Origin of the sequence: Pseudoalteromonas fuliginea (assembly GCF_000690055.1) — a bacterium.
GTDB classification, from domain to species: Bacteria; Pseudomonadota; Gammaproteobacteria; order Enterobacterales; family Alteromonadaceae; genus Pseudoalteromonas; species Pseudoalteromonas fuliginea.
The window spans coordinates 1-9,499 of the sequence record NZ_JJNZ01000006.1 but is presented as its reverse complement, the minus strand read 5'-3'; the positions used below and the strand labels follow the sequence as shown (position 1 = coordinate 9,499).

The following is a 9,499-nucleotide window of genomic DNA, read 5'->3' as shown; positions in this document are numbered from 1 at the left end:
TAAAGTGGGGATCCCTCAGCCCAAAGGGCAGCGCATGTTTGGCATTTATGCTGCGTTATCGCCTATTTATGGGTGTAACCACACTACATAGGCTCTGCCTTGCCTAAAAGCCAAACATACTGCTGCAAATTCAATCACCAAGGCAACACGCCCCAGCTTACTTGTTAACAACTTAGAATATCTTAGATAGTTTTTATCTTTGCACTAGGGTAGTCGCTTCTATATGATGCGCTCCTTTTTAAAATCAATAGTCAGCAGCCCTCAAGGGAATCAACATCATGTTAAAGCCATTATCAGCCAAAAAAGTAGCACTTAGCCTGGCCGTTTCTTCTGCACTTAGTGCACCCTATTCTTCTGTATTTGCTGCAGAACAAGATGTTCAAGCCGAAAAAAGCATTGAAGTGATTTCAGTAACAGGTACTCGCCGTAGCTTACGCAGTATTGCCGAAAGCTCAGTACCTGTAGATATTATTACCAGCGGTGATATGCAAAGTACGGGTCAGCTAGAAATAAGCCAAATACTAGCAAACCAAGTACCTAGCTTTAACTACCCAAGTGCCACTATGGGTGATGGTACTGACCATGCAAAACCAGCTGTTTTACGTGGATTAGCACCCGATCACACCCTAGTGCTCATTAATGGCAAACGCCGCCATGCCGGTGCGCTATTAAACTTAGCAGGTGTTGTTGGCCGAGGCTCTACCGCTGTTGATTTGAACATGATTCCAACATCAGCCATTAAGCGTGTTGAAGTACTACGTGATGGCGCAGCCGCACAGTACGGTTCTGATGCAATTGCTGGGGTAATTAACATTGTACTTAAAAATGCCTCAGAAGGCGGTAGCGTAAGCGTAACGTACGGTAAATACGATACTCAAATGGCTGGCGTACCTCAGCTAGAAAGCACCTATGCAGATGCAAACGGCGACTTAGCGTTTAATACCGGTGGCGACCGCGAAGTAAACGACGGTGCAACTCGCACTGTTAGCGCAAACTCTGGTTTTGCGTTATCTGATAACGGCTTTGTAAACGTATCAATTGAGTACCGTGATAACGACTCAACTCAGCGCTCAGGCTTTGACCCACGCGAACAATACAGCCGTCTTGATGATGGCAGCCTAGACCCACGCGAATTTACTATCGATCGTTACAACCACCGCTTTGGTAAAGCCGACCTTGAAGATTACGCGTTGTTTTACAACATGGGTTACGATTTAGATAACGGCTTAAACCTTTATTCATTTGGTAGCTACTCAAAGCGTGAAGGTAATTCAGGTGGTTTTTACCGCCGTGCAAAAGACAGCCGTAACGTTTTAGAAGTGTACCCAGATGGCTTTTTGCCGCAAATTGAAACAGACGTACAAGACTACTCATTTGCGCTGGGCTTAAAAGGCGAAACTAACGACTGGACATGGGATGTAAGTACCAACTACGGCCGTAACGACTTTGGTTTAGGTGTTATAAATAGTATTAACACATCACTAGGTGCCGACAGCCCAAACGAATTTGACAACGGTGCATTGGTTTACGATCAGTTTTTAGTAAACGCAACGGCCAATACCACACTTGATTTAGGCTTACCTGATGACGTATTTTTTACCGTAGGTACTGAATACCGCCACGAAAGCTACAAAATTGAAGAAGGCGAAGAAGCGTCTTACATCACCGCACTTGATAGCGATGGTAACCCAATTGCAGCCGGTGGCGCGCAAGTACTTGCTGGTTTTGGACCAGAAAGTGCGACTGACGAAAGCCGTCATAACATCGCTTTATTTGTTGAGTTTGATACCTACTTAACAGAAAAATGGAACGTAGTTTTAGCGGGTCGTTATGAAGATTACAGCGACTTTGGTGACACATTTACTTCTAAGCTTGCTTCGCGTTACAGCATTACTGAAAACCTATCGCTGCGCGGTGCAATTAGCACAGGTTTCCGTGCACCATCTTTAGCGCAAAGCTCGTACCGCCAAATCTCTACTGTACTTGAGAACAACCAACCATTTGAAGTTGGTCTATTCCCAACCGATTCTGCAGCAGCGCAAGCGCTAGGCGCACAGCCGTTAGATGCTGAAGAGTCAGTAAACGTTACTGCGGGCTTTATGTACACGCAAGGCAGCTTTAGCTTAACAGTAGATGCATACCGTATTGATATTGATGACCGTATTGTATTGTCTGAAAACTTAGAGGGCGATGCAGTTGTTGAAATACTACAAAATGCCGGTGAGCTAAATACCGAAAGCGTACGTTACTTTACCAACGCGATTGACTCACGCACGCAAGGTGTTGATATTGTTGCTACTTATAACCTAGATTTAGACAACTTAGGTGATTTACGCCTAAACGTAGCCGCTAACTTTAACGATACCGAAGTAACACACGTAAACGACAACCCAGCACAGCTTAACTCACTAGGTGACGACTACGTAGTGTTTGCACGTCGTGAAGTAGGCCGCTTTGAAGAGGGCACGCCAGATAGCAAATGGAACTTATCAGCAGTGTGGAACTTTAACGAATGGCAAACAACGCTTCGTGCCACACGTTATGGTGAAGTCGCTGATATATCAACTACAGCTGATCGCGATGAATACCTAGACCCTAAATGGATCACCGACTTAGAAGTGGCATACCGTCCAGACGAATATTGGAAATTTGCCGTTGGTGCAAACAACTTGTTCGATCAATACCCACAAGCAACCGTGGATAACATTGGTTACTCTGACTTTGGCCAAATATTCCCGTACACACCGTATGCACCTTACGGATTAGACGGACGCTTTTTATACGGTAATATTACTTACAGCTTTTAATTAGTTTACTAATAAAAGCAGAGCAATTATAAAAGGATGCATCACGCATCCTTTTATATTAATAATTAGTTATTTTAACCACTTATTAGTATTTCAACTTTCATAAAAAACCACCACCCTATACAAAACAACAGCTTACATTTCGGCCTCATTTTTGCTCTATATTGTTTATATAAATACAAACAATAAATACCAAAGGACTAAACATGAGCTCATCAACTGTATCTAACATTACAAAACCACTTTCACTTATTGGCGGCATTTTATTATTAAGTGGCTGTGTATTTCATATATCGCCAAGCGTTGCCTCAGTAAAACAAACAAAACAGCTATCACTGCCAAGCAATAATTTAGAATATTTAAATGTGTTAAGCGGCGCAGGTAGCCTTGAAATAAAAGGCTCAAAAACGGCCACCAGCATCAGTGTTGATGCCACTATTTACACAGCCGACATTGAAGACGAATACGAGCTAACGCTCGAGCAAGACGGTAAACAGGCAAAGCTTGTTGCCCAAAATAAAAGTCGTAATGGTATTAGCTTTTACAGTGGCCAATCTCCAAGTATTAATTTAGTGGTTACTGTGCCAAGTAATCTAAATTTAGATATTGATGATGGCTCTGGCGACATTTTAATAAGTGCTATGCAAAGCAATATTGATGTAAAAGACGGCTCAGGAGATTTAACGATAAGCGGTGCTAAAAACCTAACTGTTGACGATGGATCAGGTGAAGTAAACCTTGAAAACATCGCAGGTAATTTAGAATTAACCGATGGATCTGGCAGTATTCACATTAACAACGTAAGCGGCAATGCAACTATTGACGATGGTTCTGGCGAAATGCACGTGAGCAACATAACCGGTTCGCTAAACGTTGAAGATGGATCGGGTGATATAGTAATAAGCCATATTAGCGGTGCAGTTAATGTTGATGATAACTCTGGCGACCTGCTTATTGAGCATATTGGTTCAAGCGTAACAATTGAAGATGGTTCGGGTGATATTCGCGTTAATCATGCAAAGGGGCTGACTATCACTGAGTCGGGCTCGGGCGATGTAAGTATCGATAATATTAGCGGTTCAGTAAAAGTAGCTGACTAACTTTATTTAAGCGTTATTCAACTGCCATTTAATATACTTTATGCCCTATCAATCTGGGCATAAAGCACTCCTCTCAAAGTATAAGTTATTTAAAAGCAGCACTGCTTCACGTTAACTATTTCCTAAAATAATATAAAAAGTACCTATTTTGATTTATTTTTTTGCTTTATAGCTAATTTGGGTACATATTAGTATTCGACTTTATTAAAAGGATATTAATACTATGAAATGGAAACTCTTAATTCTAATCACGACTCTATTCACGCTTGTTGCATGTGGCTCTGGTGGTTCAGACTCCAAAACAGTAACTAAACCGCTCAGCACTAACACAAAGCCTGTTGCGGTTATTACCACCGAGCAATCGAAGCTTAAAGTAAATACCACCCTCGTGTTTAGCGCAGCACAAAGTAGCGACCCCGATGGCGATGCACTCACCTATCAATGGCAATTAACCAGCAAAAACGAACAAGTAGAAATACCGATTACGGTTAATAACGAAAGTACCGTTGAGTTTTCAGTATCTGAAGCACAAGAGTACCAATTAGTATTAACCGTGAGTGACGGCAAGCTTTCAAGCACACCGGCACAAAAACAATTCACCGTTACTGCAAATACCCAACTAATTGCTAACGCAGGTAGCACACAAACCGTTAAGCAAGGTGATGTTGTCCTTTTAAATGGCGCGCAAAGTAGCACAACCAGCGGCGCCATTAATCAATACAAATGGCAGTTTATTACCAAGCCTGTAGCAAGTAATGCAACGCTTGAAAATGCGACTCAAGTAAAAAGCCAGTTTGTTGCCGACGAAATAGGCGAGTTTAAAGTTGAGCTTACCGTTACTGATTCACAAGGTGATACAGCAAGCACTGTCGTACTCATAAAAAGTGAATCGCTTAATTCTAATTCATCACCACAAGCGGTTATAAACGTAGAAAATAAAACAATTGCCCCAAATGAAGTTGTTACACTTTATGGTAACCAAAGTACTGATCCCGATAAAAACGATACGCTTAGTTATGCGTGGGCAATTACATCAAAACCCCAGGGCAGCACGCCAGCTCTTTCAAACATGAAAAATCATACCGCTGGGTTTTCAGCGTCAACAGTTGGAGATTACACGCTTTCACTCACTGTTACCGATCAGCAAAGCGAAAGTGATACCGCATCCGTTACTTTAACTGTTACCACAAGTAATAAAGCCCCAGTTGCAACACTTGAATCCGAACGTGATATTACGTTAAACGAATCAACCACTTTGCAGTGCCAACAATGCAGCGACCCCGACGGAGATACGCTGAGTTATAACTGGCAGTTACAAGCCAAGCCTGTAAATAGTGCATCACAACTGACTAACAGTACATCAGCAATGCCCTCTATTATTGCCGATAAAGAAGGCGCTTACGTTGTAGTGCTTACTGTATCTGATGGGCAATTAAGCTCAAACCAAGCAACCTCAGTACTGCATGCCAGTAGCAATAAAAAGCCTATTACTTTGGTAACTTATGCAACCTCCATAACAGTTGATGAACAAGTTTTACTTGATGCCTCAAATAGTTACGATCCAGAGGGCCAGCCACTAAGTTACCAATGGGAAATCATTTCGTCGCAAGGCCAAGCAACGCTTAGCAGTAATACAATATCAAAACCAACGTTTAGCGCATCAGTAGAGGGGCAAGTTGTTATTTCGTTACGCACTAACGATGGCGTGCAGTTCTCTTACACAAAAACCCTAACAATTGATGTAATACAAAACGCATTGCCAGTAATTAGCTTCACGGGGGAGCAATCACGCTACGATGTAGTGGGCAATGCAGTTAAATTTGATGTAAGCCAAAGTTACGACCCAGAGGGAACCACTCTCGATTACGCATGGACACTATCAGCCCCTTCAGGCTCGAGAACCAGCTTAAGCAATACAAACCAAAATATTACCGAATTTATCGCCGATATGACAGGTAGTTACACGCTAACCGTTGTAGCAACTGATGCTGATGGCTTTTCAAAAAGTGTGCAATTTTCAATTACAGTAACTAACTCTGCACAACTTACCGGTCGCATTAAAGGGCAACTCACTAATGTGCAAAAAACGGCTATAAGCAATGCACAGCTAACAATTAATGGACAGCAGTACAGCACCAACACAAATGGCTTTTTTGATGAAGAGGTTAATTTAGCGCAAGGTGAAAAAATAACGATAACAACAGCAGATCAAAGGCTTGCAGCTGGGGAATACAACTCTGTAGCTATTACGCAAAGCAACTTTACTGTGGATATAGGCCAAAATAGCATGCCCGTTTTACAAGCTGTTGAGGTTTCGGTATTTGTGTGTGCTGAGTTTTCAGGCCCCGACACCGTTAATTTACGCTTTAACATGGTAGATACACTTTTAGCGTCAGATAGCTTTCAATTTAGCTTTGATCAAACAAAACCACTTACTTTACAAAAAAGCGGAAGTAGTTACCTCGATAGCGAATTAGATATCGACCTACCTGCATCTGCCGAATTTGAAGTAACAGTAATTGAAACAAACGTTGAAAATACAATCAGCTCAAACATTACTATTTACCATTCTGATTCAGGCCAACCGAGCTCAGCAATTATAAGTATTTGTAATATTTAGCCCCCAAATAAGCCCTTCAACATAAAGTGCTATTTTTAGCCCAGTAGTTATAACCATTAGTGTTATAACTACTGATAAATAAACAACTTTGAGCCATATAATCCATTGTATTTTATAAGCAGCTAAGCCATTCTAAAAGCCTTGATGTTATTAGGATAAACGCGTGTTAGAAATTGCTTTAATTTACTTAGCAGCAGCCATTGTAGCTGTGCCTATTGCTAAACGAGTCGGACTGGGCTCAGTATTAGGTTATTTAATTGCCGGAATACTCATTGGCCCTTATGCGCTGGGTGTTGTGGGCGATCAAACCGATGTAATGCACTTCGCAGAATTTGGCGTAGTAATGATGCTGTTTTTAGTGGGCCTTGAACTACAACCTTCGCGTTTATGGACATTACGCCACTCTATTTTAGGGCTTGGCGGCTTACAGGTTGTGCTATCGGCAGCGGCTATTTTTGCATTTTGTTATTGGTTTTTTGCCATGCATTGGCAAACCGCACTCGCCATTGGTTTAATGCTGGCGCTCTCCTCTACCGCTATTGTACTGCAAAGCCTTGAAGAAAAAGGCTGGCTAAAGCAAGAAGCCGGACAAAACGCTTTTTCGGTATTGCTGTTTCAAGACATCGCAATTATTCCTATTTTAGCCCTATTGCCACTGCTTGCATTTGCCCCGCAAACTAGCTCAAAAGAAATCAGCGATTCGATTATTGCAAGCTGGCCTGTATGGCAACAAGTATGTGTATCGGTCGCGGTTATTGCCGCTATTATTGCCGGCGGTAAATATGTATCGGCCCCGTTATTTAGATACATTGCCCAAACGCACATGCGTGAAATATTTACTATTTTTGCACTGTTTTTAGTGGTCGCTATTGCACTGGTTATGCAAAGTATTGGTTTATCGCCTGCATTGGGAACTTTTTTAGCGGGCGTTGTACTTGCCGAGAGTGAATTTAGACACGAATTAGAAGCTGATATAGAACCCTTTAAAGGCTTACTGTTAGGGTTGTTTTTTATAACTGTTGGCGCATCAATTAACTTTGAACTGCTATTTAACGAGTTTAGTACCGTTATTGCCTTAGTAGTTTTACTCATAGTAGTTAAAGCCTGCATTTTATTTGCCCTTGCCGTTACCTTTAAAATTAACAGCAAACAGCAGTTATTATTTGCCCTAGCGCTTGCCCAAGGCGGTGAATTTGCCTTTGTACTGTTAAGCGTAACAACTACCTTAAGTATTTTAACGCCCGAGCAAACCAGCCTTGTTACCTTAGTTGTGGCGGTATCAATGCTAATAGCGCCGTTATTACTTATGGTTTATGAGCAAATACAAAAACGCAGCAGCTGTGCTTTGCCTGAGTTTGATAAGCCAGAGCAAATTAGCACCGCTAAGCACGTAATTATTGCGGGCTACGGACGTTTTGGGCAAATTATGGGGCGTTTACTGCACGCGCAAGGCTACGAAATTACTGTACTTGATCACAGCCCTAGCCAAATAGAATTACTACGTCGTTTTGGCAATACCGTATTTTATGGTGATGCCGCACGCCAAGAACTCCTTGAAGCCGCAGGCGCGCACACCGCGCAAATGCTGGTAATTGCAATTGATAACCCCGATAAAACCATTGAGATAATTAAGCTCGCGCATAAAAACTACCCGCAACTTAAAATAGTTGCTCGCGCAATCGACCGCCGCCATGCGTATCAGTTACTTAATTTAAAAGTAGATGCGTTTAATCGCGAAACAGTCGACTCAGCTATTAACCTTGCCGTAGAAGCTCTGGAGTTACTAGGTAACACTAAGCAAGATGCCGAGCGCGCCGGAAAACTATTTAGAGACCATGATCGCGCTGCAGTTGTGCAACTTGCCGAGCTGTGGGGCGACGACGCCAGCTACGGCGTAGCCGTGCGCCAACGCATGGAAGATTTAAAGCAAGTGCTGCAACAAGATAAACAAGCACAAAGCGATTTAAATACCTGCGATAGCGGCGACTGCGAAGACGGCTTAACAGAAGTAGCGAGTAAACCTAAAAAGCCTGATGATGCTCATTTGGAGTAGCGTCTAAAAACTGATATGTGCTATTAGCGTGAGTTAATAGCACTGTGAATAAGTGCTACAATCAAATAAGTTGTCTGAAAGCATAGCTGTACTTTTTAGTTAGTGTTCAAAGCGCTTATATGTTCCACGCCAATCTAAGTTTTCAGGATATTTAACCTTATAAGCATTTATTTCAGCCTTAGAAGCGTACTGAAAATAGATAGAAAAATAGTCACTTATGTAGCTTTCGCCGTCACCCATTCTCCAAAATATATCGCTCAGATGATAATTTGGAAATTTAATCCAAGGCGGTTTTGGCGGAGTATGCTTTAACTTATTTTCATAACGCTCTTTAAGCATTTTATTCCAAGCAGCTCTATGCTCTAGATACTTACCCCATTTTTCATCGGTAGTGTTAGCTGGTTTTTCACTTCCCATTGATGAAATAGGTATAAGCATTAAAATAAACACTAAGACGGTGTAAATATTTATAAAATTACGCATGACTAAATATGAGCTTTAATAAATGCTTTTAGTTCTTCTTTTTCGGCTTCGTTTGTAAATGTGCTAGCTGGGATTATTAAAGCCAATAACTTGTCTACAAATATATATAAATCACCTTTATTTTCTTCCATTGCTTCAACGGCTTGCCATTTATAAAAGTAACTTCCAAGATGATTAGTCTCGCAAATGCCATCAGCTTGAAATTCAATTTTTTTATTGCCAATCATTACGCCATTTTCATTGGGGATTGATTGCTCTTTTAACTTATAATTATTGTATAAAAATACAATAATTAATATTAAAAATGGCACTGCTACAATTAACCCACTTGGCCAATGAAAGTCAGAAAGGCCAGGGCAAGAGCATGAAAAAAGTCTATGCGTTCAGTACCTTTTCAAGGTAGGCTGTACTGCGCATAGCTTTTTTCTGTTTTGCG

Annotated in this window: 6 protein-coding genes; 4 read left to right on the top strand and 2 right to left on the bottom strand. The window is 41.5% G+C overall.

Annotated elements, in window-relative coordinates; genetic code table 11:
• The first annotated feature begins 278 nt into the window (after positions 1-278).
• The 4 genes from DC53_RS18490 to DC53_RS18505 all read left to right on the top strand — a co-directional run bounded on the left by DC53_RS18490 (position 279) and on the right by DC53_RS18505 (position 8,580).
• Positions 279-2,807, top strand: coding sequence for a TonB-dependent receptor plug domain-containing protein (locus tag DC53_RS18490; protein WP_033028431.1), 2,529 nt, complete (start codon positions 279-281; stop codon positions 2,805-2,807).
• A 206-nt stretch (positions 2,808-3,013) separates the two neighbouring features.
• The gene (locus DC53_RS18495) at positions 3,014-3,907 is read left to right on the top strand and encodes a DUF4097 family beta strand repeat-containing protein (protein WP_007377385.1); all 894 of its coding nucleotides are present in this window, start codon (positions 3,014-3,016) and stop codon (positions 3,905-3,907) included.
• Between the two features lie 223 nt (positions 3,908-4,130).
• Positions 4,131-6,527, top strand: a complete 2,397-nt coding sequence (locus DC53_RS18500) for a PKD domain-containing protein (protein ID WP_033028430.1) — start codon at positions 4,131-4,133, stop codon at positions 6,525-6,527.
• Positions 6,528-6,690: 163 nt separating this feature from the next.
• Positions 6,691-8,580, top strand: a complete 1,890-nt coding sequence (locus DC53_RS18505) for a monovalent cation:proton antiporter-2 (CPA2) family protein (protein WP_033028429.1) — start codon at positions 6,691-6,693, stop codon at positions 8,578-8,580.
• Between the two features lie 99 nt (positions 8,581-8,679).
• Here DC53_RS18505 and DC53_RS18510 read toward each other — a convergent pair whose 3' ends face one another.
• Complete coding sequence (locus tag DC53_RS18510) at positions 8,680-9,063, bottom strand: hypothetical protein (RefSeq protein WP_033028428.1); 384 nt, start codon at positions 9,061-9,063, stop codon at positions 8,680-8,682.
• Positions 9,064-9,065: 2 nt separating this feature from the next.
• A complete protein-coding gene (locus tag DC53_RS18515; RefSeq protein ID WP_240474579.1) occupies positions 9,066-9,374 on the bottom strand; it encodes a YcxB family protein in 309 nt (102 codons plus the stop codon).
• Positions 9,375-9,499: the final 125 nt, after the last annotated feature.

Bases quoted from the DNA above. Each gene is read 5' to 3' on its own strand.
- DC53_RS18510 (WP_033028428.1), bottom strand. From the start codon at position 9,063: ATGCGTAATTTTATAAATATTTACACCGTCTTAGTGTTTATTTTAATG.
- DC53_RS18490 (WP_033028431.1), top strand. From the start codon at position 279: ATGTTAAAGCCATTATCAGCCAAAAAAGTAGCACTTAGCCTGGCCGTT.
- DC53_RS18495 (WP_007377385.1), top strand. From the start codon at position 3,014: ATGAGCTCATCAACTGTATCTAACATTACAAAACCACTTTCACTTATT.
- DC53_RS18500 (WP_033028430.1), top strand. From the start codon at position 4,131: ATGAAATGGAAACTCTTAATTCTAATCACGACTCTATTCACGCTTGTT.